Origin of the sequence: Paenibacillus sp. MB22_1, from assembly GCF_047200555.1 — a bacterium.
Classification (GTDB): domain Bacteria; phylum Bacillota; class Bacilli; order Paenibacillales; family Paenibacillaceae; genus Fontibacillus; species Fontibacillus phoenicis.
This window is the reverse complement of sequence record NZ_JBLADV010000001.1, coordinates 1,245,417-1,271,570: the sequence shown is the minus strand read 5'-3', so window position 1 is coordinate 1,271,570 and position 26,154 is coordinate 1,245,417. Positions and strand designations below refer to the sequence as shown.

The window sequence follows — 26,154 nt, the reverse complement described above, 5'->3', positions numbered from 1 at the left end:
GCCGTTATCCTCCGGTTCCTACGGCTCCGTCCGTAGTTCCTGCTGGAATATCCGTGTTGCCGGTTCCGTCCCCGCCATCGGCCGGCGGAACGATCACACCTCCGTCATCATCATCCATGGGGAGATCATCCGTTGGGTTCCCGGTGTTGCCTCCCCCGTTGCCTTGTCCGTTACCGTTGTTCCCATTCGAACCGTCATTACCGTTTCCATTCCCATTGCCATTTCCTCCATTGTTCTGGCCATTCCCATTCCCTTGGCCATTTCCTGGCGGGAAGCCTTGATCTCCGCCTCCGCCGTCGGGCAGATTAGGATCAAGAGGAGTACCTGGATCCGGTCCAACAGGCGTTTCGTCGGTTGGCGGCTCCACGCTGTCGATCAGCACTTGAGCATTGTTCGAAGGTTCGCTCTCCACCGCATTTACCGGATCATACGCCGTGACGTAATACACATAGCCGGTACCCGGCGTGACGCTGATATCTTCAGCCTCGGTCGTCACGGAATCCATAATATGAGTGAAGCTGGATTCGGATGCTTCCCGGCGGTAAATACGATATACCGCATCCGCGGTTTCAACGCCGGTCCAGCTGAGGGATACCGCTCCCGTATCCAGATTATAGGAGGCATTTAAACCTGTTGGCGCTGCGATTTCTGGCTCCTCCGGCTCTTCCGGCTGCAGGTTCTTCGGAACCGGGAACGGCTTCACAGGCTCACCCTTCAGCGCTTCCTTCATGACGGCGGCAAACAAGGCCGCGGTCTGGCCGCTGCTTCCGTTCAGCAAATGATCTTTGTCCGGCTTATCGTACCCCATCCAGACAGCCCCGGTCCACTCCGGTGTATAACCGACAAACCAGACATCACGGTTTTTGCTGCTCTTCAGCCCCGGGATCCCGTGTTGCGTTGTCCCTGTCTTACCGGCAACCGGGCGATCCAATTTAGCTCGTTTCCCGGTACCGTCGTTAACGACGTTTTGCAACATCGTGGTCATGTAATAAGCCGTTTGTTCACTGATGACCCGTTTTGGCTTAGGCGCATTGTATTTATATTTCTCCACGCCGTTGTGGTCAACAATCGATTTGATCGAGTATGGCTGATTGTACAGACCGCCATTGGCGAATACGCTGTAGGCACCGGCCATTTCGAGCGTGTTCGTACCGTAGGTTAAACCGCCCAGTGCGATGGCCAAGTTGCGGTCATTTTTGTCCATTTTAATCCCCATCGCCTCGGCATATTTGACCCCGGTGCTTACGCCAATTTCGTTCAGCAACCAGACGGCTGGGATATTCTCGGACTTCGTCAAAGCGTCAGTCATGTTGATCGTCTTGGAATATCCATGCAGGTTCGTTGGGCAATAGTCGCCAAAGCACTGCTTCTCGTTGCTGATCTGCGAGTTTGGCGTAAATTTGCCGGATTCCAGAGCCGGCGCATACGATACGATCGGCTTAAACGCCGAGCCCGGTTGACGGCGGCTGTCCAGCCGGCTGAACCCTTTACGCTGGTAATCCCGGCCGCCCAGCAATGCGACGAGACTGCCATTTTGGTGGTTCATGATAACCATAGAAGCTTGGACTTGTTGGTCATCCTTGCTCTTCTCAAAATAATCGTCATTGGCGAAGGCTTTCTCCAACGCTTTCTGCGCTTTCGCATCCATCGTCGTGTAGATCTTGTAGCCGCCGCGGTTCAATTCGTCTTCGGTTAACCCAAATTTCTCCTCGGCTTCTTCCACGACATAGTCTTTAAAGGCGAGATAGCTTTGATTGGTGGCCGGCGGCTCGTAGTTGTAATCCACCGCCTTAGCTTCGTCCCGTTGCTCTGCCGTAATATATCCTTCCTGATACATCAGCTCGAGTACCACTGCGCGACGTTCCTTGGACAGTTCAGGGTTTTTGAGCGGATTGTATCGGGACGGTCCCTTCGGCATCGCCGCTAACGTAGCCATTTCCCACAAGTCGAGTTTATTCAAATCGCTTTTGCCGAAATAACGAATCGATGCTGCCTTGATTCCATATACCGTACCACCGAAATTGATCCGGTTCAAATATAAGGTCAGGATTTCATCCTTCGTTCTGTGGCGTTCCAAGGCCAAGGCAATCGACATTTCCGTCGCCTTCCGGAAGAACGTTTTGTCCGCGCTCAAGAAAATGTTCTTGGCCAGCTGCTGGGTGATCGTACTGCCGCCTTCAACCAGGGAGCGGGCCACGATATCTTTCACAGCCGCCCGGCCGATCGACCATAAATCCACACCCTTATGATCGAAGAAACGACGGTCTTCCGTTGCCACGAACGCTTGCTTCAGCAGCTCCGGAATCTGGTCTGATTCCACGGGTTCGCTTTTGTCGATGGACAATTCGCCCATCAGTACCCCGTTGCGGTCATAGACCTTCGTCGTTTCGTAAACCATCAGCTTGTCCTCATTTTGCATCAGGATCTTCTCGCCGCTGACCGTAATGTACATATAGCCTGCAATTGCGCAGAAGACCGCAAAAGCAATCGTAAAAAATGAAGTCCACAACACGCGTTTGGCCGTCAGCCTTTTCTTTTTATGAGCTTTCGGCGCTTTGTTCTTCTTGTCCGGCTTCCCGCTTCGTTGCAGTCTTGATGGCCTTTGGCTAGACATGGTTTGTTCTGACTCCCTTCCTGCCATTTCGCTTAAGTCGATGTTCAAAAATCGGCCACATGCGGTTGTTCTCTCTATCATGTGCGTGAATGGAAGTTACCAACCACGCCCAGAGTTCAGCGGCGTAAGGCGCAGGGCCTTCCGCTTTGAACCTATCATATCACCGCACAAGCGTTCGTTCGATGATGGAATCGATGACAGCAGAGTGATTTTTGAACATCACCTGACCGAACGACTTCGGCAGGTCCTAAGCTCCTGGCTTAAAAGTGCCTGGAAAGAAAAGAACAACCTTGGTTCAGGTTGCTCCATCTTCATCCTATACTCTTAACGTATTGAAGTTCAAAAAGTTTCAGCCTGATTTAATCCTCGTTTTGCGATTCCTGCATGAGCGATACATTCCGCAGCGGCTGGAACGTCGAGATCGCGTGCTTGTACACCATTTGCTGGCGGCCATCGCTGTCAATGACGATCGTGAAGTTGTCAAACGCTTTAATCGTCCCTCTGATCTGGAAGCCGTTCGTCAAAAATACGGTGACCGGGATGCTCTCTTTCCGTAATTGGTTCAAAAATGTATCCTGGATGTTAATGGTCTTATTCATAGCCGTACCCCCAATAGGAATCAATTAGTGTTTAGAATTATATTCAAGATCAGCGGGAAACTTTCCTGCTATTATAGCATGGGCCGCCTCCAAAATCCCGGAAAAATTTTCGCCGTCGCCGACGTCAATCCAGTTGATATCCTTCATGTGGCGGAACCAGGAAAGCTGTCTCTTGGCAAATCGGCGTGTATCCCGTTTCAGCTTCTCCACCGCAGCTTCCAACGGAACGCCGTCCACCAGGTGTTCGACGATTTCCTTATACCCCAGACCTTGCATCGAAACGGCATCGCGGCTATATCCTTTCCGCAGGAGTCCGCGAACTTCATCCACAAGGCCTAGCCGCAGCATCTCGTCAATTCGCCGCTCAATACGTTTATAAAGCATTTGACGGTCCATTGTCAAACCGATGAGGCAAAGCTCATAAGGGGATTGCTTCTGCTGTTTCTCAAGCTGGGACGATAACGTCTCTCCTGTTATATGAAAAATCTCCAACGCCCGTATCACCCGACGCACATCGTTTGGATGCAGACGTTCGGCCGATTTGGGATCGACCTCCGCCAATTTGGCATGCAGCGCTTGGACGCCATAGGTTTCAGCGAACGCTTGCTGCCGGGCGCGGAATTCTTCGTCCGCCCCCGCTTCCGTAAACTGAAACTCATAACAGACCGATTCGATGTACAACCCCGTCCCGCCAACGATAAAAGGCAGATGCCCGCGCTCGGTAATCTCCGGGATCAGCTTACGGCACCACTCCTGAAATAACGCGACGGAAAACGGTTCGTCAGGATCCAGCACATCGATGAGATGATGCGGAATGCCGCCCATTTCTTCCTTGGTGATTTTGGCGGTGCCGATGTCCATCCCCCGGTAGACCTGCATGGAATCGCCGGAAATGATTTCGCAAGACAGGTCCCGCGCCAGCTCGATGCTGAGCTTCGTTTTGCCGACCGCTGTTGGGCCGAGCAGCACAAGCAGTTTCGGTTTATCGTTTCGGGTCAAGCGAAATCACTCCATAAGCAATTTTAGTATGGGAGCGGTTGATCGCCTGAAACCCAAGTCGATCAAATTCACTGCTCCCGCGCTTCTCTTTCAGGACAACCGCTTTCCGAGCAACCCGGCAAGCCTCCTTCACCGCCTCCGGATCGAGTTGGTTCGGATTAGCAAACGCCCGCAGCGGTGAAATGGACGACGATTCCGTGATGGGATCGCGGAACATCGGGTCGAAGTAAACGATATCTGCGCTCTTGTCGGGCATCGCCCGGAGCGCGTCCAAGTGGTTCGTATGTACTGGTTCGATCCGCCGCAGCGCTTCGTCAAAAGCCGGCAGACCGGACTCGTAGTGCTTCAGCCCTTCGTACAGCAAGGCCCAAAGCGGCAAGGAATCCTCCAAGGCCAATACCTTCCCCTCAGCCCCTGCGGCAATCGAAAAGATCATCGCATCGGCCCCGAGTCCTGCCGTACCATCGATGATGACGTCGCCGGGAACCACTCCGGCAGCGTCCAGCATCGCGTCGCTTTCCCCTTTAAACAGCCGTTTCGCCCGGACAAACGCCATGCTGGGGTGAAACGTCATCGTTTCCCGGCCGGTCCGATGCAGACGGGCTCCTTGCTCCAGGACCACCAGAATGTCGCTGTCGCCATGACGTTCGGCCAACCGGGCGAGCGATGTCCGGCCGCGCGGGACATACGGAACGCGGGCCAACTGGGCTAGTTCCCGCGCCCTGAGCACGACGGCGGGCGATTCATGGTCTCCCGTGGTAATTAACATGATGAATTCCTCCGTTTGCGTTGGTTACATGACCCGCTTAAACAGCTTCTCCAAATCATACGTGGAGAACGAAACGATGATCGGCCGCCCGTGCGGGCAGGTGTACGGCTGTTTGCAGGCAGCCAGCCGGCGAATCAGCGTGTTCGCCTCTTCCGGCGTCAGCTTTTGGTTCGCCTTGATCGACGCCTTACACGAGACCATCGTGGATGAAGCCTCTCGCAGCTTGGCCAGGTCGATGGCCCGTTCGTTCAGCACCCATTCGGCCATTTCTTCAATAATGCTTGCTTCTTCTCCTTGCGGGAACCAGTACGGATGCGCCACCACGCGGAAGGTACCGCCTCCGAAATGCTCAAGTACAACCCCCACCTGTTCGAACCAGTGCAGCCGCTCCTGCAGCTTCGCGCTGTCCGATGGGGTAAATTCCAACGTAATCGGAATAAGCAGCTCTTGTGAAGCATCGGCCGGCCGCCCAAACTTCTCGTAATAGTACTCGTAATTTACGCGTTCATGGGCGGCATGCTGGTCAATGATATAGAGCCCCTGATCGTTTTGGGCGATCAGGTAGGTCCCGTGATGCTGTCCGATCAAGGACAGCTCGGGAAACGCCGGAAGCTCCGGCGCCGCCGCAGGCGAGCCGTACAACGCTTCCGGCATCTCCTGCAGCCGCTCGGGTGGCAGCGGCTGCCGCTCGCCGCCGCCCCCGTAGGCGGCGGCGCTTGGTTGGCCAAGCCCGCCTTGCGGCTTGGCCTGGCTTGGCGCGGCGCCGTACGTGCCGGCGCCGGCTGCGCCCCGCTCCCGCAGCGTCAGGCCTTCGGCCGCTGCGGGAGCGTCATAGGCGGCGCTGCGCGGCAGCGCGCCGCCCGCACCGGGCGCAGCCGGTGCGCCGCCCATCGGGGCGCCGAGCGCAGGCGCCCCGGTCCAGCCGCGGTCCGCGCCCGCGGACCGCGGGGCTGCGCCACGCTCCACGCCGCCGCTGCCCGGCGGCCGGAGCGTGCTTTCCGCCGCCGCAGCCGTCTGGCCGGCGGCGGAAGCGCCCTCCTCCGTGCCTAGAGGCGGCGCGAGGAAGTGGAACTGCTCCTGGATCACGGAGCGGTTCGGGCCTTTCCCGATCGTCTGACGCACGACTTGCGGGATCAGCACCTGCCCGGACAGCACAGCGCGCACGCTGTTCTCCACAAAACTGTTCAGCTCCGGCTCCTTGCTGAAGCGCACCTCCAGCTTGGACGGATGCACGTTCACGTCAACCAAGGATGGGTGCATCTCCAGCATGAGCACCACTAGCGGATACCGATTAATCGGCAACAGCGTGTGATACGCGCGCAAAATCGCCTGATGAAGCCCTTGATTCCGGATATACCGGCCGTTCACAATCGTCGACATGCCCGAGCGACTGGACCGCGCCAAATCCGGACGCCCAATATACCCCGTCACCCGGTAATCCAGATCCTCCGCTTCAATCGGCACCATTCCTTTGGAGGCATTCACGCCATAGACGGCCGCAATGACCTGCAGCAGATCGCCGCCTCCCGGGCTTTGCAGCAACGTATTGCCGTTATGCCGCAACGTAAAAGCAATCTCAGGATGAGCCAGCGCCTGACGATACATCGTATCAGAGATATGCCCCAGCTCGGTCTGGATCGTCTTCATATACTTCAGCCTTGCCGGTGTATTGTAAAATAATTCCTTGACCACAATATCCGTTCCTTGCGGGGCAGCGATGTCCTCATTGAGTTTCAACGAGCCGCCTTCGATTTCAATCACCCGCCCGAGCCCGGAATCGTTGCTTGAAGAGACCAGCCGAACCTTGGCGACCGCCGCGATACTGGGTAAGGCTTCACCGCGGAACCCGAGGCTCCGGATCTGGAACAGGTCGCGTCCGGAGGTAATTTTACTTGTCGCATGGCGGTAAAACGCTGTTTCACAATCCTCCGGTTCAATCCCCGAGCCGTTGTCGGTCACGCGGATCAGCTGCATTCCACCCTCTTCAACGGCGACCTCGATTTTGGTAGCCCCTGCGTCAATGGCGTTCTCCACCAGCTCCTTGACCACCGAAGCCGGGCGCTCGACCACTTCCCCAGCGGCAATCTGGTTAGCGATATGCTCATCTAATATTGCGATTTTTGCCATAGCTATTCCCTCCCTCCTTGTTTGACCGTTCTTGCGAAATCTGGACAAATCTATATGAAATTTCATATATATTCCCGAAAAAAACGACCAAATCGCCGTTTCTATTCGAAATTTCATACATAATCCGGGGCATGTCCGGGATTTCGCTCCAATCTATTCGATTTTTCATATACATTCCGCTAAAACCGCGGAACTGAACTTCATTCTATTCGAAATTTCATACACAATGGCACCGAGCGGACAGTTTCCCAAGCCGTGGTGGTGCCCATGCATAGATATCATCATACATAAACCGTTTGGTTCCTCAAAATCATCGTACAACGTTGCCCCTGTTCCGTTCTGTAACTGACTTCCTAGTATCTACCGTACGTTTACAAATCCTTCGCCTTCATCTTCAGATCATTGACCAGCTGCATAGCCTGCAGCGGTGTCATGTTCACCAAATCGGCATTTTTAATCAGGTTAATGATCGTACGTGTTGCCGGATCTTCCGGCGCCTGAGCGGCTGGCTTTGCTTGAACCAGCGGCTCATCGTCGCCAAACATCGAAAGCTGCACGACCGGGCCAACTTCACCGGCAAGCGGCTCAGCCGTAGCCGCAGCTTCCATCTCAGCCACAGCCTCTGTTGCTGCCGAAGCTGCAGCAGCATCCGCTGAAGCCGTACCCACAGCTGTTCCTGCAGCTGCTGCCGTTACCCGCACAACTTGATCGTTCTGCTCCTTCGTCACAAGCGGCTGAGCCGCCAGCGAAGAAGCTGCGGCTGTTGCAGCCACATCCACCGTTGCTGTCCCAGAGGTTAAACCAGCCACCGCAACGCTGCCCCCGTCCGCCAACGGACTTTTCTCCTCCAGCTCTTTCAGCAGCCCGTACGCCCGGCCGATGATCTCATCCGGCAGGCCGGCCAGCCGCGCGCAGTAGATGCCGTAGCTGGTGTCGGCCGCGCCGGGGATCAATTTGCGCAGGAAGTGCACCTTGTCGCCGCTTTCCTGCACCGCCATGCTGTAGTTATTCAGCCCGCGAAGGCTGTGCTCCAGGTAAGCCAGCTCATGGAAATGCGTCGACACCAGCGCCTTGCAGCCAATCCGGTCGTGGACGTATTCGATCACGGCCTGCGCAATCGCCATCCCTTCGCTGGTCGAGGTGCCCCGGCCCAGCTCGTCGATGATGATCAAGCTGCGCGGGGTGGCCTTTTCCGTCATGATCTGAATATCGGCCATCTCCACCATAAAGGTGCTTTGCCCGCCAATCAGATCGTCTGCTGCCCCAATCCGCGTGAAAATGCGGTCGACCAGCGGAATCTCCGCTTTGGCCGCCGGCACAAAGCTGCCGATTTGCGCCAGGATCGAAATCAGCGCAACCTGCCGCATATACGTGCTCTTTCCAGCCATGTTAGGACCCGTGATCAGCAGGATGCTCGCCTCGTCCTTGCGGAGCTCCGTACTGTTGGCGATAAATGCTGTATCCTTCATCACCGCTTCCACCACCGGATGCCGGCCTTGCTCCACAATGAAATCGTAGCCGTCGGTCAGCTTCGGCTTCACAAAGCTGTTGTCCGAGGCTACCTGCGCCAGCGAGCGCAACACATCGATTTCAGCGATTTGCTCAGCCAGCTTCTGCAAGCGAGGGATATCCGCAGCGATCCGTTCACGCAGCTCGTTAAACAGCGTGTATTCCAGATCGACCATCTTCTCCTCAGCTTCGAGAATCAGCGCTTCCTTCTCCTTCAGTTCCGGGGTAACAAAACGTTCTGCATTCGCCAGCGTCTGCTTCCGTTCATACCGCCCTTCCGGCAATGCAGACAGATTGGCGCGCGTCACTTCGATATAATAGCCAAAAACTTTGTTGTAACCGATCTTCAGCGATTTGATCCCCGTTGCTTGCCGTTCAGCCGCTTCCAGCTCGGCGATCCAGCGTTTACCGTTAACGCTGGCTTCGCGAAGCTCGTCCAATCTTGCATGATACCCAGCCTTAATAAGGCCTCCATCCCGCACCGACACCGGCGGTTCGTCAGCGATCGCTGCATCAATCATGTCGGCCAGATCCGCACACTCATCCATTGCCGAAGCAATCCGCTTCAACGTGGTTGAGGCCGAGTCTGCGCACAGCGTCTTGATCGCCGGCACCTGAAGCAGCGACGTTTTGAGGGCGACCAAATCCCGACCGTTCGCATTGCCGAAGGCGACGCGTCCCACCAGCCGCTCTAGATCGTAGATGTCCTGCAAAGCGCCGCGCAAATCCTCGCGCAAAATAAACGCGCTGTGCAGATGCTCCACTGCCTCCAGACGTTCCTCGATCCGCGTCTTCTGCAGCAGCGGCTTGTCGATCCAGCGCCGCAACAGCCTGGAGCCCATTGACGTTTCCGTGCGGTCAAGCAGCCACAGCAGCGATCCTTTTTTCGAACGCTCGCGAACCGTCTCAACCAATTCCAGATTCCGTCGTGTAAACGGGTCCAAAATCATAAAATGCTCCGGCTCATAAGCCGATATTTTCGTAAGTTGTCCCAGCGAGCGCTTCTGCGTCTCGCTTAAATAACCGACCAGGACAGCGATATTGTCCCGCCGCTCCGGCTCCAGACGAATCCATTCGGCCTCGCCAAACAGCGATCGTGCCGTATCTTCCTTCGCTTTCGCCCAAGGCGTATACACGACGGGCTTGCTCAGCGGAGCAGCTTGTCCCGCAATCCAATCCAGCAGTTCCTTGTCCCCGATGATTTCCGCCGGGTCGTACAGGCCAATCTCGTCGCGCAGCCACTCTTTGTTCGCCGGCGCCGACGTCGCGTACAGCTCCCCCGTGGACAGGTCACAGGCAGCCAGAGCCATCATCCCCTGCCGTTCAGTGACCGACACGATGTAGTTGTTCGTCCGTTCGCCGACGGTTTTCCCTTCCATGATCGTCCCCGGGGTGATGACCCGGACGATCTCACGCCGAACCATGCCTTTGGTTTGCGACGGGTCCTCCATCTGTTCGCAGATCGCAACTTTGTATCCTTTTTCAATCAAACGATGAATATAATTGTCCGCCGAATGGTAGGGAACACCGCACATCGGAATTTTCTCTTCGGCGCCCCCGTCCCGCCCGGTCAGTGTAATTTCAAGCTCCTTCGCAGCCAGGATTGCATCCTCAAAAAACATTTCATAGAAATCGCCCAGCCGGAAAAACAGAAACGCATCCTGCGCTTCCGCCTTAATCCGTAAATACTGCTCAATCATCGGCGTGTAGGTAGCCATGATTCCCCTCCAATTAACCTAAGCACATTCAGGTCTTTCATAGAATCCTATTATACCAGAAAAGGGCAACCCGGTTATGAAGGATTTTGCAATTTCCAGGCGGGGCGAATATCCGCAGATTCGTCCCAGACATAGCCGGACTGAATGGCATTCAGTAAAGGTTCGATATATCCCTGATATCGCGTATAGTCGGGAACTTCATGGATATCGGCGATCAGGCGGGGTAACGCTTCGCGAAGCGGTTGCTTTCTGCCGGTGTAAAACGCCGTCCAAACCGCCTCCTTCTCCAACGGTCGTGCCTTTAAGCGTTCCGCATGCTCGATAATGAAGCGCGCCAATGCCACGACCCCTTTGGTGACGAGCGGAGAGATTAGGAAGCTAGGTAAGGTGCGATATTCGAAGCCGCCGTACTCCTTGAACCGAAAATCGCCGAGAAACCCGTACTTCGGTCTACGTGGCGCACTTCGGGGATCCTCCAGTAGAGCTAGCGGCAGCGCCAGGTAATTGTCGAGCGTCCGCAGCAACTCTGGAGTTAACGACACTCCGCTGAAATGCAGGTGTCCGCCCAACGGAAAACCGCGTTGCGGCATCGCCCCCGCCTGCCAGATCAGCCCTTGATCTTCGATGGAAGCTCGGGCTTCATGAAATGCGCGCAGCAAATGAACGACAACATCGCGCGGTTCCTTGCCGGGGCGCGGCCTTAGCTCTGCCAGCGGAAATATCCGCTGCCCGCGATATCGCAACACATCGCAGCCCGCTTCCCCATGAAAGTGCAAGAAACGGGAAGCCGGAATCACTTTCCCATGGGCACGATCAAACAGCAAAAACTCGGGGTCCATCCCAATCAACCGCTCTGTCGGTGAGTCCAGCAGCTTCTCCTGTTCCTCCAGGGTAACTCGCATCGCCTGGGCAATGGCCTTGGTTGCCGCGCTGCCGAGGTCCGAGATCGGGGTGATGGAATCCACCGTAAATTTCCCCTCTTCCCCGGCCGAGATCACCACTTCACCAAAATCAAGTCCCACGGCGTATAGCGCCCGAACCGCCGTGTTCCTCAGGCGTTTATAAAGCGGTGACTCCGGGGACAAGGCTTCCCCCAAGAGCGGGAGCGTTAGCCCCGCTTTACCAAGCGGACGTACCTCCCAGGCCCGCAAGTGGAATACCGTAACGGCATAGCGGCGGAGATATGACGCAGTAGTGCTTGCAGCTGTTTGAGCGGTTCTTGCCTCAGGCGTTGGCTTCAGCCCAGCGGTTTCGAGCCGGCGCCGCCAGTCTTCCAGCGAGTGTGTCGGCCGTCCCAACACGATTTCCTGGACCCGGCCGCCCCAATACGCTTCCTCACGTCCGTAGTAAATCCATTGGGAATCGTCTGCAGCGGTTCGTACGAGCCGCCTTCCCGAAGCGGCACCTGCCCCCGCTGACTTCCTGCCGAAACTCGAAGATGTACGCAATAACGCTCTGCTGGATGATTCCGGTCCTTTCAACACCCGGTAGGGTCCGCCCAAACGTTCCAACGCCTGCAGCAGCCGAGCTTTAAATGTGCTGGAGCCCAGACGCATTTTTAGTACGAGGTGCTCATCCTTCACCACTGAGTTCATCCCCCGTCTTCGATAGAGGTATTATTCAAAAATAAAAACAAAAAGAGGGCAGCCGCCCTCTTCGACGACGCCCCTGCCGCATATGCTACAGTGTACACTGAAACTGTTGATACTTACCCCTTTGCCTACTTGCTTCCTGATCGAATTACAGTTCGTCGTCGAGGAGATCCGGATCCAAATCTTCATAATCGCCGAGCTCGGAGCCGAAATCGTAGTCCTTGTCATCAATGCCGCTGTTCGGCACGACCAGCACGTTCAACTTCGTTTCGGCAACCAGTTCCACCGCGAATTCGCGTTCCACCCGAATGGATACGCGGCCGTCTCCCGATACGGTGGCTTCGACGGTGCTCGGTTCCTGCGTGGCTTCTGCGGACACTTCCACCGTCGACGAACGGTGTCTGGAATCCAAGTAGTTCAGCGGTACATTCTCAACATACGATACCGTTTCTTTAGCGACCTCGGTCTGCGAGTTCTTGTCGTACGAATACCAGATGTTAATATCGTAAGTACCAATAACTTCAATTCCGTCTCCCGCTGCGACCGCTTCGTACTGGTGGTTGATGATCCAGGCCCCCAGGATGCTCGACGGTTTATGAGGGGGAGTCACGGTATGTGTTACGGTAGAGAACTTACGACCTTTGCCGCAGATCGCTTTCGTGATGATCTCTCTACTTTGATATTTCAATGACATGTTAGAACCTCCTCCATACATCATTCAATACAAGTGTATGCAGGACATTCGTCTAGGGTGACAACTATTTTATTGACGCCTGTTTTCGTTTTGCTCCCCGTTTTTCCGCGATTCGTGGAATGGGAGCCTTGTTTTTTTTGGAGACAGCTAGATATAAGGAAAGTTCTCGGCATAACTGCAAAATGGCTGAACGCATTTCAAATTCCTCACGGGTTGAAGGCATTTCCATTTTCTTGAACTCCTCCTCCAGCTCCGCGAGCATCTGCTCGGTAATCCCCGTATATTCCTCTTGATTCACATCTACGCTAAGCCGATCAAACAATACAGCCACAAATTCGCCTTGCGGGATCCGATGGTACACCTGCGAAATCAGCTCCAGCATCCCTTCGATCCGGCTTAACTGTTCTTTGCGCATGATAAAATACGCCGTCCAGGCCTCGTTGGGCGAGATCATCTGGTTCTCGGCTGCCCGTTTCGCGAGCGCATAACCCTCGTCGATCTTTCGGGCCGCATCGGTGATCTCCTTGCCATCCCATAAGCGGTAGGGATCACGCAACGAAGCGGCAATCTCCTGAAATATGCCGGAAAACAAAGCATCCACCTCACGCCGAGTTTCCAGCAGCTTGTCTTCCGTTTTGGGCATGTACAGAAAATTGACAACCATGGCCGAACCCAACCCAATGATCAGCAGCTCCACCTGGATTAACAGCACGTGCCAGGAGATCTCCCCGCCGCTAAATACGCGGAACACGACAACGGAGCTGGTCACAATCCCTTCCTTGAAGCCCGCGCGAGCGATCAATGGGAAAGCGACGAGGATGTAAATGGCCAGCACCCAAATATGAAACCCAAGGAAGTAGAAGATGCCAAAAGCAAGCAACAACCCCAAAGTTGAAGCAAAAAAACGTGCCGTTATCGATGCCAGGCTGCGCTTGCGGGTGACGTCGACCCCTAAAATCGCCAGCAGTCCCGCCGAATTGGCACCAGGCACCCCTAAGGCATCCGCAATAAATATTGCCATTAGCGTGGCGATTGCCGTTTTGATGACCCGAAACCCCATGGAATCCCATCCTTTTTGTCGAAACCGATCTATGAAAATATCCTACTTGATTTTCGGAATCCAAACAATCCCACTTTCACCCTCAACCTTTGCTGTCTAAGGAAGAGGAAGCTTTGTACGATGATCCCTTTCGGTAAGGGTTCTCCCCATTTCTCCTGATCTGATCGAACGGGATCATGCTGCAAAGCGATCTTGCACAACAATGATCCGTGAAATCCTCATTCGAAATTCGAATGGTCGCAGGCCGTTTTGATCACCGACCACGGACCGGCAGGGTAACGTCAACACAAGTCGGACTCCAAGAGCTGCAAAGACTGTCCCTTGCTTGAGGAGTGCACCTGAACAAGCAAAAGGGCCTGACCCTACATGCCTGGCACAGGACAGCAAAGAAGAAGATCGCCAACTACCTGACCAAGCTGGCCGGATAGGGCGATCTTCCTGTTTTCTTAAATAATTAGAATCAGAACTGTCTTGCATTGATATTAAGATTGTATTTATCCCCAGTTTTATTATAGATATAAACTTCCCAATCTCCGGATAATCCATTACCTAACATATCTTCAAAGCTTATTGTTTTTTGACTTCCTACCTTTAATTCATAACCATCTGTAATTTTCAGACCATTACGGCTGATATCAATAAAGACAGATGAAGAAGCATTATTTTTAACCCAAACGTTCAAATAGATACCATTTTCGGGCGCTGTAGTAAATTTACCAGTATATGCCGAAGAACCTGTATGAGTGACATTATTAATGAGATGCGCATCCATTGGATAGAACATGTTGTCATCAATAATTGTAGGTTTAATGTTTGATACTTCTTCCGTAGCTGACAATGACACCACAGATTGAGCGGATACCGGAGCAACATTTTCAGACGCAGATGCAACCGGGGCAAGAGATAACAAAGCCGATGCGATCCAAACAGCTGATACCTTTGTTTTCTTCACAGACTTGTAAACCTCCGAAAAAAATTCAAATTTATGTAAATAAACGGTTTGTGTAGATATCATACAATATTAGCCAATTATGATGGTTACATTTTTTTCATTTTTAAGAAACCGAAGTTTATATTTTTCTATATTTCCCTCTTTTTTCTTAGTTTTGAGTTGTTTATTGACCAGTGAACTTGTTCCTAACGCGATAATTCAACATATGCCAGCCCCCGGTGCGCTTATTTTGACTTTTGATTTCCTGATAATGGGGAAATCTTGTAGGGAGCGTTACCGCTCCCTCACCAGCTTCCTTTCGATATAGACGACCAACTGATACATCGCCGTCGCCACGATGGCGATGATGACCAGGCTCGACAGCACCAGGGTGAAGTTAAACACTTGAAACCCGTAGACGATCAGGTAACCGAGCCCGATTTTGGCAACGAGGAACTCCCCGACGATGACGCCGACCCAGGCCATCCCTACGTTCACCTTCAACGTAGACACGATGGTGGGGAACGAGGCGGGCAGAATCGCCTTCATAAACACGGCGCGCCGCGTGCCGCCAAACGTGCGGATCACCTTGACCAAGTTCGCGTCCACCTCATTGAAGCTGTTGAACACGACCAAGGTGGTTACAATCACGGTGATCGACAGCGTCGTAACGACGATGGCGGTAAAGCCGGCGCCGAACAGGACGATAAAGATCGGGCCGAGCGCCACCTTCGGCATGCTGTTGAATACGACCATATAAGGGTCCAGTACGCGGGAGAGAAACGGCGACCACCAGATCAGGACGGCCAACAAGGTGCCGATCAGCGTCCCAAGCAGAAAACCGACTGCCGTTTCCCCAACCGTCATCGCCAGATGCGGCCATAATTCCCCGCTGACCGCATCTTTGACAATCTGCTGTCCAACCTTGGACGGGTAACTGAAGATCAGCACATCGATCCATCGCAGTCGGCCCGCGAGTTCCCAAAGTCCGACGAACAACACGAGGATCAAGGCCTGAACGCCCACCACGTAGTTGCTCATCCGCCGCTTGCGCTTGCGGTGCAGTTGCCATTTCTCCTGCAGCCAGGCTTCCTGAGGGGTATTCGGTTTGGTTCTGGGCTGTGCCAAGAGCTATCCCTCCTCCCTTTCTGACGTTTCCAAGTCCCGCCAGATTTCATGGAACAGTTCGTTGAATCCCTCGGCTTCCCGGGCGTAGAACGGCTGCGCGTTTCGGATCGCCTCCGGGATCTCGTACATGCTGCGAATTCGCCCTGGTCTGGGGGCCAGCACGATCACCCGATCGCTGACCGCGATCGCCTCCGATAGATCGTGGGTCACCAATACGCCCGTTTTCTTCCGCTGCTTTAGCGTCCCCCACACCAAATCCTCCAGCTGTAGCTTCGTCTGGTAGTCCAGCGCTGAGAACGGCTCATCCAGCAGCAGCAGCTCCGGATCGGTCGCCAGCGTTCGCACAAGGGCCACCCGTTGGCGCATTCCGCCCGACAGCTGATGGGGATACAATTTCGCGGTATCGCCGAGCCCCATTTCGGCCAGCAACGCCCGCGCGTGCTCCACACTTTCCGGCGTTAACCTTCCGGTCAGTTCCAACCCCAGTACGGTATTGCTCAGAATCGTCCGCCACGGGAACAAGTAATCCTGCTGCAGCATATACCCCACCTGCGGGGTGGGGCCCGTTACCGGTTTGCCGTGCAGGAGCACCTCTCCCCGGGATGGGGCCAGCAGACCAGCCATGACGGAAAGAAGCGTGGTCTTTCCGCAACCGCTGGGACCAACCAAACTGATGAATTCGCCAGGCTCTACCGCTAAATTCATCCCTTGCAAGGCGAGGACGGCCTCCCGGTCCGTCACGTAGACCAGATCTAGGTTTTTCAGTTCCACGACAGATGGCAAAAGCGCTCACGCTCCTTTTCCGTTCACGTTCATGTTATTTGACGGATTTGACGGCTTGCTCGGCAAAGCTGTTATCCACCAGCTTATCCGCTTCCACCCGTTCATTGAGTTCTCCGGCGCTTTCCATCACGTCAAGCAGGTTGTTCCAGGCGTCCTCCGCCAAAGCCGGCGTTTCTGCATAGCTTCCCTGCTCCTGATACCGCTTGATCGAGCTGACCAAGATCTCCATGTCCGTATCTTTAAAATAAGGCGCAACCGTCTCGGCAATTTCTTCCGGCGTATGCGATTGAACCCAGCGTTGGGCTTTATGAATCGCATTCGTAAACTTCTGGACGATTTCCGAATGATCCTTGATATAGCTCTGCTTGGTCATAAATACCGTATAGGGCAGCCTGCCGCTCTCCGTACCAAAGGAAGCGACGACGTATCCTTTCCCTTCCTTCTCCACGATGGAGGCTTGGGGTTCAAACAGCTGAACGAATTGTCCCGTTCCCGATATGAATGCAGCCGTGATGTTGGCGAAGTCCACATTCTGGATTAACTCCAGATCCTGATGTGGATCGATCCCGTGCTTGCGCAGGGTGAACTCGCCGGCCATTTGCGGCATGCCTCCCTTCCGTTGACCCAGAAAGACGCTCCCCTTCAACATCTCCCAATCAAATTCGGCGGAGTCCCGGGCAACCAGGAAGGTACCGTCGGTTTGCGTCAATTGAGCGAAGTTGATCACGGGATCTGTGGAGCCTTGCTGATACACGTAAATCGACGTCTCGGCTCCGACCAACGCCACGTCGATGGCCCCCGACAGCAATGCCGTCATCGTTTTGTCACCACCCGCCGTTGTTTGCAGCTCCACGTCCAGTCCTTCTTCTTTAAAGAAACCTTTTTCCAATGCGACGTACTGAGGGGCATAAAATACGGAACGGGTGACTTCCCCGATTTTGACCTTTTGTGCTTTGCCGCTTCCTCCACAAGCGCTTAGCGCTGCGGTCAGGAGGACGATGAGCGCGATCCATAACCCCTTTCTTACGTTGTTCATGCCATTCACCTCTCCTTCTAAATGGGGTTTCATAGCCAATCGTTGTCTATCGGTTGGCCAGAAGATACTAAATACTATGCGATAGCCTAACAAAAGGTTAAGCCGTGCCGGGGCACTCCAAGTTTGATGCACAAAAAAAGCCGCCCCTAAGCGCGGATGAAATCCGCCTTAGGGACAGCTGTTGATCGATATCGCTTTAGATGCCGTAAATGCTTTTGAATTTTTGCTCCAAATAATCTGCAAGATAGTCCGGGTTTAGCTCCTCGCCGGTGACCGCAAGGATCAGCTCGGACGGTTTGCGGCTCTTGCCGTATTTGTAGATTTTGTCAGTCAGCCATTCCTTGATGGGCTGGAAGTTGCCTTCGGCGACGAGCTCTTCAAATTGCGGCAGCTCTTTCCGCAGCGTATTGGCGATTTGGGCAGCATACATGTTGCCAAGCGCATAGGATGGGAAGTACCCAAACAGACCGGCCGACCAGTGTACGTCCTGCAGAACGCCAAGCCCGTCGTTAGGCGGAGTCAAGCCGAGATAGTCGCGGTATTTCTCATTCCAGACTTTCGGCAGCTCGCTGACCGGCAACCCTTCATTAAAGAGCATCTTCTCAATCTCATAACGGATAATAATATGCAAGTTATAAGTCAGCTCATCCGCTTCAATCCGGATTAAGGAGTTCTCTACACGATTGATGCCGCGGAAGAACTGCTCCGGCGTAACCCCTTGAAGCTGTTCTGGAAAATGCTGCTGCAACTCGCCGAAATACCGTTGCCAGAATTGCAGGCTGCGCCCAACGAAGTTCTCCCAGAAACGGGACTGGGACTCATGGATCCCCATCGACGTTCCTTGGCCCAGCGGCGTTCCAGCCAGCTCTTTCGATACGTTCTGCTCGTAAAGCGCATGCCCGCCTTCATGCAAGGAACTGAAGATGGCACTGGCGACATCATCCTGCTTGTAGTTCGTAGTGATCCGCACGTCGCCATGGTTGATCGTGGTTTGGAACGGGTGAACCGTTTCGTCAATCCGTCCGGCTTCAAAATCGTAGCCGATTTGTTCGAGCAGGAACCGGCTAAACTTCGCTTGCTGCTGGTTATCATACAGCTGGTTCAGGAATGGAGCTTCCGGCTTATTCTTCGCTCCAGCTACCGCCTCAACCAAGGGAACGAGTCGATCGCGCAGCTGGCCAAAAACTTGATCGAGTTTCTCCGTAGTCAGGTCCGGTTCATACATATGTAGTAACGTATCATAACGCGTAGCCTTCGGACCCCAGTAGTCGATAAACTCCTGAATCTTTGCCACGATTTTCGTTAAATAAGGTTCAAAGCCGGCGAAATCGCTGTTCTCCTTAAAGTCTTCCCACACCGTTTCGGCATGGGCTGTCAGCTCCGTATATTCGCGGAATTTCTGTGGCGGAATCTTGACGCTTCGGTCGTATTCCTCCTGCACATCGAGCACCATCCGACGCTTCACATCATCCAATTCCTCCAGGACGGCAGGCTGGTTCAAATAAGCTAAGTACTCGCCCATCTCGGCTGACGTTTGCAGCTTAAAAGCTTCCGTGGACAACAATCCGATGGTCGCTGCCCGGGTCTCCGCCCCTTTGCGCGGTGCACCGGTGCGTAAATCCCAGTTCATCAGCGCGACCGCTTCCCCGTATGCATGAATCTTCTGCAGAAGCTCCCGAAAGAGCTCCCATTTCTCAACCGTTTCCTGTTTCATGACAACTCCCGCCTTTACTGGTGAAATATAGTTGCTACTCTTGATGATACTTTTAACTAAACGTATAATCAAATTTTAAGTAGACGAATTCGTTAATTTTTATTGAAATTTTATTTTGATGTAAAGGAGTTGCCTCTTCCTTATGAAAATCACGCTTAACGCAACGGCCAAAAAAATGATCGACGACAAGTTAGCTGGCCAGCCTGGCTTGCTCCGCCTCGTCTACGATACGGAAAACTGCGGCTGCGGCATGAGCGGTGTTCCCGTACTGAACATCGTATCCGAACCGGGTCCATATGATATTCCCATGGACAATGAAGCCTACCCATTTTGGATTGACAAAATGCAGGCTGTTTTTTTTGAAGAGGAGCTGTCCTTGAAAGGGGAAGAAGCAACCGGGACGTTCCGCTTGGATGGGCCGTCCCAGTTTTACAAATCCAATATTCCATTGGTAGACCGCCGGTAATTCGCCGTATTCGTGCCAACAACAAACAAGGAGGTAGTAACATGAATCAATTGCAGTCGATACTGGAGTTCAACCGTAAATTTGTCGAGGAGAAGGAATACGAGAAATATGTAACGGATAAATTTCCTGAGAAGAAAATGGCGATCGTGACCTGTATGGATACGCGGCTCGTCGAATTGCTCCCGAAAGCGATGAACCTGCGCAACGGCGATGTGAAGCTGATCAAGAACGCCGGCGCAATCATTTCCCAGCCTTTTGGGAGCGTCATGCGTAGTCTTCTCGTTGCGATCTACGAATTACATGCCCAGGAAGTATTCATCGTTGGTCATACCGGCTGCGGTATGGCTGCGCTCAATTCGGACCGGATGATTGGCTCCATGCGGGAACGGGGTATCAGCGACGACACGTTGAACACGATCGAGAATTCCGGCATCAAGCTAAACAAATGGCTGCGCGGTTTCGATAACGAGAAGGAAGGGATCATTCGGACCGTCAATATCGTTAAGAGGCACCCGCTCCTTCCTGCAGATGTTCCTGTTCACGGGTTGCTGATTGATTCCACGACAGGCGAGCTGGAACTGATTATCGACGGGTACCAGCCTCTTCCGAAATAAGCCCGACACGACTAGAGATAACCTGCATCTATGGGAAAGGAAAGGAACAAAGAGATGACGTATAATTTCGACGAACGTGTGCCGCGGAGAGGAACCTACTCCGAGAAATGGGATCTTGGAAAGGAGCTGTTTGGGAATCCGGACGTATTGCCTTTGTGGGTAGCGGACATGGATTTCCGTTGTGCGCCGGCCATTGTCCAAGCCGTCACGGAACGGGCCAGGCTGGGGATTTACGGCTACACCTCCCGGCCCAAAGAATACCTGGAGGCTATCACCGGCTGGCTGGAGCGCCGGCATGGCTGGAACGTTCATCCGTCCTGGTTGACCGACACTCCAGGCGTCGTGCCTGCGCTCAGCGTAGCCGTTCAGGTATTAACCGAACCGGGAGATCGGGTTATCCTGCAATCCCCGGTCTATAATCCGTTCTATGATGTCATTCGCAATAACGGACGCGAAGTTGCCGAAAATCCGTTGGTTCTCGAGGATGGACGTTACCGGATGGACTACGATCATCTGGAATCGTTGATGCAAGGCGGCGCGAAGCTGATGCTGCTGTGTAGCCCCCATAATCCCGGTGGACGGGTCTGGACCCGTGAGGAGCTGGAACGGGTTGGCGAGCTGTGCCTGAAATATGGAGTGAAGGTCGTCTCGGACGAAATTCACTGCGATTTGGTCTTCGCCGAATACCGTCATGTGCCGTTTGCATCGTTGTCTGAACCCTTTGCCGGAATCACAATTACCTGCGCGGCTCCTTCCAAGACGTTTAACATCCCTGGCCTCGCGACGGCTTATACGATCATTCCAAACGTGGCCATCCGCAAACAATTTGCCGAACGGATCAAAGCGCAAGCCATCGGTTCGCTGAACTTTTTCGGTCCTACGGCGACCATCGCAGCGTATACGCAAAGCGAGGATTGGCTTGACGCCGTCCTAGCCTATATTCGTGCCAACCGTGACTTCGCCGTCGCTTATCTCGCCGAGCATCTGCCAGCGGTGGCCCCCGTTCTATCCGAAGGCACCTACTTATTATGGGTGGATTGCCGTGCACTGGGATGGAAAAAAGCTGAGATGAAGCAAGTGATGTATAAGGAAGCCAAAATCGCCTTCACGGAAGGCTCCATCTACGGCGAGAACGGCGAAGGATTCCTGCGGATCAACCTGGCTTGCCCACGCTCGTTGCTGGAAGAAGCACTGGAGCGTTTCTGCGCAGCAGTTGCCGCTCATCAAGCCTAATCGCTGGGAACGAAATAACCAGCGAAAACACTCAAGCCGGAAGACCTCTCGTCTTCCGGCTTGTTTTTTTAAGTGCGACGCATGTAAGCGCGGACCGTAATCGGTGCAAAAACCGCTACAATAACGGCTGCTCCGATAAGAGAGCTCAGCATATCTCCACCAATGGTTCCATGATTCACCAGCTCCCGAACCGCTGTCACCAAATGCGAAATCGGATTGATGTTGGCAAACCATTGCAGCCATTTTGGCATCGTTTCAACCGGAACAAACGCATTGGACAGGAACGTCAACGGAAACAACACGATCATCGATATCCCTTGTACGCTGGATGCGGTTCGCGCGATAACGCCAAAGAAAGCAAAGATCCAGCTAACTGCCCAAGAACAAACGATCACCAGCAGCGCCGCAAGAGCGACATAACCAAATCCCCCATCCGGACGAAAGCCCATCATGTATCCCATAGCAAACGTCAGGACGGTCGCAATCGTATAGCGGACCGTATCGGCCAGCAAGGCTCCGGCCAATGGCGCGATCCGAGCAATCGGCAGCGACTTAAAGCGGTCGAAAACGCCCTTCTCCATATCCTCGCGCAGTTGTACTCCGGTAACGACAGAGGTGGAAATGACGGTTTGCACCAGAATCCCTGGAATAATGACCGGCAAGTAGCTCATCACATCCCCCGAGATCGCCCCGCCGAAAATATACGTAAACATCAGCGTGAAAATAATCGGCTGGAGCGTCACGTCAAATAGTTGCTCCGGTGTCCGCTTGATTTTTAACAATCCTCGATACGCCATGGTCAACGAGTGACGAAGCGATTGACGGAAGCTGGTTTGATTCTTTAATGGCCGTGCGGCCTTAGCGTTAACAACCGTGTTGCTCATGCGATTACCCCCTTCTGATCAAGAACATAAGCCTGAGGACCTGCGGTGTTCTCTTCAACGCCCCGCCCGGTCAGTGTCAAAAAGACTTCGTCCAACGTTGGTTTCTGAACGCTTAATTCCGCCAAATCCACGTCCGCTTCGCGCAAGGCGATCAAGAGGTCGGTCACCAGATCGGCCTCCGCCATCGGGGCGGTAATTTTTCCTGCCTCTGCTGTGAGGGTGGAAGGCACTTTCAGCACCTGCTCCACAATGCGGCGAGTTTCTGCCAAATGAAGTGGATTCTTAATTCTTAACTGCAGCGACGAGGCTCCCACCGAGGTCTTTAACTCGTCGACAGTGCCTTCTGCGATGACCTGCCCGCGATCAATCACGGCGATCCGGTCTGCCAGTTGGTCGGCTTCATCCAGATACTGGGTGGTTAACAACACCGTCGATCCGGTCGCAACAAGACGGCGAATCGTATCCCACATCTGCGACCGCGTTCGCGGATCCAGCCCTGTCGTCGGTTCATCCAGGAAAATGAGCGGCGGCTGGGCAATCAGGCTCGCTGCCAAATCCAGCCGCCGGCGCATCCCGCCGGAGAAGTGCTTTAGCGGGCGCTTGGCCGCTTCCGACAACCCAAACTCCTCCAGCAGCTCCGCTGCTTTCCGGCGAGCCTCGCTGCGCCCCAAGCCTAACAGCCTGGAGAAAATGACGAGATTTTCCGTAGCGCTCAGCGTTTCATCCACCGAGGCGTATTGTCCGGTCACGCCGATCAGCTGACGGACAATATGCTGCTCCTTGACGACATCGTGCCCAAAAATGCGGGCGGAACCCGCGTCTGGACGCAGCAATGTCGCCAGCATGCGGATCGTCGTCGTTTTCCCTGCCCCGTTAGGTCCCAGGACGCCATAAATCATCCCGCTCCCCACCTTCAGGTTCACTCCGTCTACCGCCCGGTTCGTTCCAAATATTTTCACGAGTCCCTCAGCTTCAATCGCCAGTTTAGTTGCGCCCCCCGTGAAGGCGGAAGTTTTCGTAATCATCTGTTAAGTCCTCCTATCCTTCAACCAATGTGATTTACAGTTAGGAGATTAACGGAGGTAGTTAAACTGAATTTAAACGAAAAAAAAACACACCCTTGTTCGGGTGTGTTCATCTCTTGGGGGCTTAATTGGGCTTCGTTTTACGCAGTTCTTTCAGTTGCTCGTAAGCTTGCCCCAGCGCTTTTTTTCGCTGCTCCATGACTTGCAGGTGCTGGCGTTCAATCTCAGTAAACCGCTCGCTGTCAAAAAGGATCCAGTTCTTCATCATGGAAGCATCAGGAAGGATTTGTCTCCGAATCTCTTTTTGTTTCACAGCCACGCAGCACAAATAATTATGCTGCACTTCCAATTTCGTGATCTCGAACCAGGGATCCAGGCAGATGCCTAGGTTCCCCGCATAGAAGGTCTGCTTATGATCGTGGAAGGGATGATATCCGTAAGGCACCGTTACGATGAGGGTTCCGCCGTCTGCCAGCAATCGATAAGCATGACTGATCAAAACTCCGGGATTCGCAAAATGCTCCAGAATTTGTCCTAGAATGACCGTATCAAATAGCTTATGACCTTGGAATTCAGTGACATCGGCTACTTTAAACTGAACTTTGGACCGGACAGGCTTAGATTCCCGGGACAACTCCCTTTTCGCATAATGGATAGCTCCTTCTTCCAAATCTAACCCTAGAACCCTGCGTCCTTCTCGGCCCAGGAGGATCGAAGTAATCCCTTGGCTGCACCCTACGTCAAGTACTCTTCTGCCAGTGACTTGACGGCAAATCCAGTGGATACGTGCTCTTGTTGCTTCATGGGACTTTTCCGAGTTTACCTGGCCATAATAGCGCTCGTTGACCCGATCCTGATTTACCATATTCCTTCACCTCCTCTAGTTCGAGGGAACCCGCGGTTATCCCATGAATTCTTTCAAAACTTTTTTCTGTTCCTCCTTCGTCAGTCGTCCTTTTACCGGGAGGGTTCTGGGGATCGAGTTATAGCGGTGAATTACTTCTACGAAATTACGAGGAGTTAAGATTTCATGAGGTAATTCTATGACGTTACCGTGCGTAGCACGGCCTGGCAGCTTGATACGATATCCGGACAAAAACTCCGATGTCTTATACAAGAACACATAATATGGAGGTGATTTTCGAAACATCGGTACCATTTCTCCATGAATCGAGTCGAACGCGTAACCGTTTTGATTGATCAAAGCGAGGGTACCTGCCTTCGGCCGATGATCATGCAGCTGTTGGATATAGGATTTGTGGTACATATCGTCAGATTCCATACGAACTAAATACAAATTCTCATAAGTTCCAGCAAAGGCTTTAATCCGTTCCATCCCCTCTTTATGGGTTACAAACATGATATTTTGCGGTAGACGAGGGTATTTGGCCAAAATATCTTTTATCGTTTTCTCTGTCTCAGGCACGACCTTGAATATCGCCAAAAAGTCTTGATTGGTTTGAATTAACAGCGACTTCAGAGTAAATTCGCAGAAAATCTTGATTCTATTCTCCAACCAAGGACGGGTGAGACGATGCGGACTAAATCCAAACGTATTAAAATTGCTTTCGATTACGATCCTTTTTGTCATCTGTACTCCTCCTTGTATACAGCTCCGCTCACTCAGCTTTATCTAATTTTGTAAAACCGGGGCTGTCTATTTTTTACTATATGTTAGAGACAAAGAACGGACAGGACGTATTCCATTGGCTTGCTGAAAATAGTCTAGTACCCTCCTCTTTTTCTAGCGGTACAAGCACACAATTCAAACCCTATTCGCCATCATAGACTGAAATGATTAAGCACGCGAAAGGAATGAAACGTCCGATGCAACAAATCTACTTGGAAGCCCAAGATTTGCTAAAGAGAATCAGAGACGCCATCGAGAAACAGAAGCCGTTTTCGTTAGTAAGGATTGGTGATGGCGAGAACTTGGTCATGTCTCAGCATCATGTCTGGCCCATGTCTAAAGTGCTTCAGGAACGGTGGGCAATCAAAGCGAACCGAGGAGAAAAAGGCCTGACCCTTCCAAATTTACCACTGCGCAACGCCGTGATTTCTTCCGTAAAAAAGGCGACCGTTGTAGGAATCCTGCCCGCCGGAGACAACACGATCAATGCCCCGGATTATTTAAAAAGACCCTTAACCGATAAGGTTTTCTCCTATTACAAGATTCAGCCGCCTGTGATTTGCCATGCCGGGGTGAACCGGGAATTGGCCAAAATGGAGGAATTTTGGTCACTCCTCTCCGGCCTGCGAATTATGGTCATCACACGGGAAGCCGCTAAGATCAAGGAACGGCTTAAAAAAGAACCCTATAACCAAAAAATCGTGCACGCCCTGCCTTTTGACCAATGGCCGGAGTACCGGAATACGATCAAGTGGATTACCGCTCATAAGGACAGCTTTGATGTGGCACTGATTTCATGTGGGGTCAGCGCAGTGGTTCTAGCTCAACAGATTGCCTCGATTACAGGCAAAGTCGCTCTCGATTTTGGCAAAGCAAGCAATATCATATTAAATGGGCGCCCCAATTAAGTTGTGGGCGCCTTTGTTTGGCTCTGGCTCAGCCAGATTACTTTCCAATCCGCAGCGCTTGCTTCGCCTCCTGATCCGGGTGACAAAAATAAAAAGGCAGGGCTCATTGAGCCTGCCTTCT

General features: G+C 53.2%; 22 protein-coding genes. 4 read left to right on the top strand and 18 right to left on the bottom strand.

What is annotated here, in order from left to right; genetic code table 11:
• Positions 1–4: 4 nt before the first annotated feature.
• The 14 genes from ACL02P_RS05875 to ACL02P_RS05810 all read right to left on the bottom strand — a co-directional run bounded on the left by ACL02P_RS05875 (position 5) and on the right by ACL02P_RS05810 (position 19,273).
• Positions 5–2,614 carry a PBP1A family penicillin-binding protein gene (locus ACL02P_RS05875; protein WP_412836945.1) on the bottom strand — a complete coding sequence of 870 codons (2,610 nt, stop codon included), beginning with the start codon at positions 2,612–2,614 and terminating at the stop codon, positions 5–7.
• A 359-nt stretch (positions 2,615–2,973) separates the two neighbouring features.
• Positions 2,974–3,213 (bottom strand): RNA chaperone Hfq, encoded by a 240-nt coding sequence (gene hfq, locus ACL02P_RS05870; protein ID WP_260071896.1) that lies wholly within the window; start codon positions 3,211–3,213, stop codon positions 2,974–2,976.
• 24 nt (positions 3,214–3,237) lie between these two features.
• Positions 3,238–4,212: a tRNA (adenosine(37)-N6)-dimethylallyltransferase MiaA gene (miaA, locus tag ACL02P_RS05865; protein ID WP_412836944.1), complete on the bottom strand. Its 975-nt coding sequence runs from the start codon at positions 4,210–4,212 to the stop codon at positions 3,238–3,240.
• Positions 4,196–4,981, bottom strand: a complete 786-nt coding sequence (locus ACL02P_RS05860) for a class I SAM-dependent methyltransferase (protein WP_260071897.1) — start codon at positions 4,979–4,981, stop codon at positions 4,196–4,198. Before ACL02P_RS05860 ends, miaA begins: the two co-directional genes overlap by 17 nt.
• 24 nt (positions 4,982–5,005) lie before the next feature.
• On the bottom strand, positions 5,006–7,108 hold the full coding sequence (mutL, locus tag ACL02P_RS05855) for a DNA mismatch repair endonuclease MutL (RefSeq protein WP_412836943.1): 2,103 nt from the start codon (positions 7,106–7,108) through the stop codon (positions 5,006–5,008).
• Positions 7,109–7,479: 371 nt separating this feature from the next.
• On the bottom strand, positions 7,480–10,335 hold the full coding sequence (gene mutS, locus ACL02P_RS05850; protein ID WP_009226587.1) for a DNA mismatch repair protein MutS: 2,856 nt from the start codon (positions 10,333–10,335) through the stop codon (positions 7,480–7,482).
• 74 nt (positions 10,336–10,409) lie between these two features.
• Positions 10,410–11,930 carry a putative amidoligase domain-containing protein gene (locus tag ACL02P_RS05845; RefSeq protein ID WP_412836942.1) on the bottom strand — a complete coding sequence of 507 codons (1,521 nt, stop codon included), beginning with the start codon at positions 11,928–11,930 and terminating at the stop codon, positions 10,410–10,412.
• Positions 11,931–12,075: 145 nt separating this feature from the next.
• Positions 12,076–12,621, bottom strand: a complete 546-nt coding sequence (gene cotE, locus ACL02P_RS05840; protein WP_016312022.1) for an outer spore coat protein CotE — start codon at positions 12,619–12,621, stop codon at positions 12,076–12,078.
• Positions 12,622–12,685: 64 nt separating this feature from the next.
• Positions 12,686–13,681 carry an aromatic acid exporter family protein gene (locus ACL02P_RS05835; protein ID WP_028540110.1) on the bottom strand — a complete coding sequence of 332 codons (996 nt, stop codon included), beginning with the start codon at positions 13,679–13,681 and terminating at the stop codon, positions 12,686–12,688.
• A 460-nt stretch (positions 13,682–14,141) separates the two neighbouring features.
• Positions 14,142–14,633 carry a hypothetical protein gene (locus ACL02P_RS05830; protein WP_009226583.1) on the bottom strand — a complete coding sequence of 164 codons (492 nt, stop codon included), beginning with the start codon at positions 14,631–14,633 and terminating at the stop codon, positions 14,142–14,144.
• Between the two features lie 273 nt (positions 14,634–14,906).
• Positions 14,907–15,653: an ABC transporter permease gene (locus ACL02P_RS05825; protein ID WP_085982556.1), complete on the bottom strand. Its 747-nt coding sequence runs from the start codon at positions 15,651–15,653 to the stop codon at positions 14,907–14,909.
• A 90-nt stretch (positions 15,654–15,743) separates the two neighbouring features.
• A complete protein-coding gene (locus tag ACL02P_RS05820) occupies positions 15,744–16,523 on the bottom strand; it encodes an ABC transporter ATP-binding protein (RefSeq protein ID WP_009226581.1) in 780 nt (259 codons plus the stop codon).
• 34 nt (positions 16,524–16,557) lie between these two features.
• On the bottom strand, positions 16,558–17,559 hold the full coding sequence (locus ACL02P_RS05815; RefSeq protein WP_036646375.1) for an ABC transporter substrate-binding protein: 1,002 nt from the start codon (positions 17,557–17,559) through the stop codon (positions 16,558–16,560).
• A gap of 196 nt (positions 17,560–17,755) precedes the next feature.
• Complete coding sequence (locus tag ACL02P_RS05810) at positions 17,756–19,273, bottom strand: carboxypeptidase M32 (RefSeq protein ID WP_412836941.1); 1,518 nt, start codon at positions 19,271–19,273, stop codon at positions 17,756–17,758.
• A 142-nt stretch (positions 19,274–19,415) separates the two neighbouring features.
• Here ACL02P_RS05810 and ACL02P_RS05805 point away from each other — a divergent pair, with 142 nt between their 5' ends.
• The 3 genes from ACL02P_RS05805 to ACL02P_RS05795 are packed head-to-tail and all read left to right on the top strand — an operon-like array spanning position 19,416 to position 21,586.
• The gene (locus ACL02P_RS05805; RefSeq protein ID WP_009226578.1) at positions 19,416–19,739 is read left to right on the top strand and encodes an iron-sulfur cluster biosynthesis family protein; all 324 of its coding nucleotides are present in this window, start codon (positions 19,416–19,418) and stop codon (positions 19,737–19,739) included.
• Positions 19,740–19,780: 41 nt separating this feature from the next.
• Positions 19,781–20,353, top strand: a complete 573-nt coding sequence (locus tag ACL02P_RS05800; protein WP_009226577.1) for a beta-class carbonic anhydrase — start codon at positions 19,781–19,783, stop codon at positions 20,351–20,353.
• Between the two features lie 54 nt (positions 20,354–20,407).
• Positions 20,408–21,586: a MalY/PatB family protein gene (locus ACL02P_RS05795; RefSeq protein ID WP_036646379.1), complete on the top strand. Its 1,179-nt coding sequence runs from the start codon at positions 20,408–20,410 to the stop codon at positions 21,584–21,586.
• A gap of 68 nt (positions 21,587–21,654) precedes the next feature.
• Here ACL02P_RS05795 and ACL02P_RS05790 read toward each other — a convergent pair whose 3' ends face one another.
• The 4 genes from ACL02P_RS05790 to ACL02P_RS05775 all read right to left on the bottom strand — a co-directional run bounded on the left by ACL02P_RS05790 (position 21,655) and on the right by ACL02P_RS05775 (position 25,086).
• On the bottom strand, positions 21,655–22,470 hold the full coding sequence (locus ACL02P_RS05790) for an ABC transporter permease (RefSeq protein WP_009226575.1): 816 nt from the start codon (positions 22,468–22,470) through the stop codon (positions 21,655–21,657).
• Positions 22,467–23,495, bottom strand: a complete 1,029-nt coding sequence (locus ACL02P_RS05785) for an ATP-binding cassette domain-containing protein (RefSeq protein ID WP_323076606.1) — start codon at positions 23,493–23,495, stop codon at positions 22,467–22,469. Before ACL02P_RS05785 ends, ACL02P_RS05790 begins: the two co-directional genes overlap by 4 nt.
• Before the next feature lie 124 nt (positions 23,496–23,619).
• Complete coding sequence (locus tag ACL02P_RS05780) at positions 23,620–24,360, bottom strand: class I SAM-dependent methyltransferase (protein ID WP_009226573.1); 741 nt, start codon at positions 24,358–24,360, stop codon at positions 23,620–23,622.
• A gap of 36 nt (positions 24,361–24,396) precedes the next feature.
• Entirely contained in the window at positions 24,397–25,086 is a 690-nt protein-coding gene (locus ACL02P_RS05775) for a glycosyltransferase (protein WP_412836940.1), read from the bottom strand.
• A 203-nt stretch (positions 25,087–25,289) separates the two neighbouring features.
• On the opposite strand from ACL02P_RS05775, the gene ACL02P_RS05770 reads away from it, so the two are divergent.
• Positions 25,290–26,033 carry a GT-D fold domain-containing glycosyltransferase gene (locus ACL02P_RS05770; RefSeq protein ID WP_412836939.1) on the top strand — a complete coding sequence of 248 codons (744 nt, stop codon included), beginning with the start codon at positions 25,290–25,292 and terminating at the stop codon, positions 26,031–26,033.
• Positions 26,034–26,154: the final 121 nt, after the last annotated feature.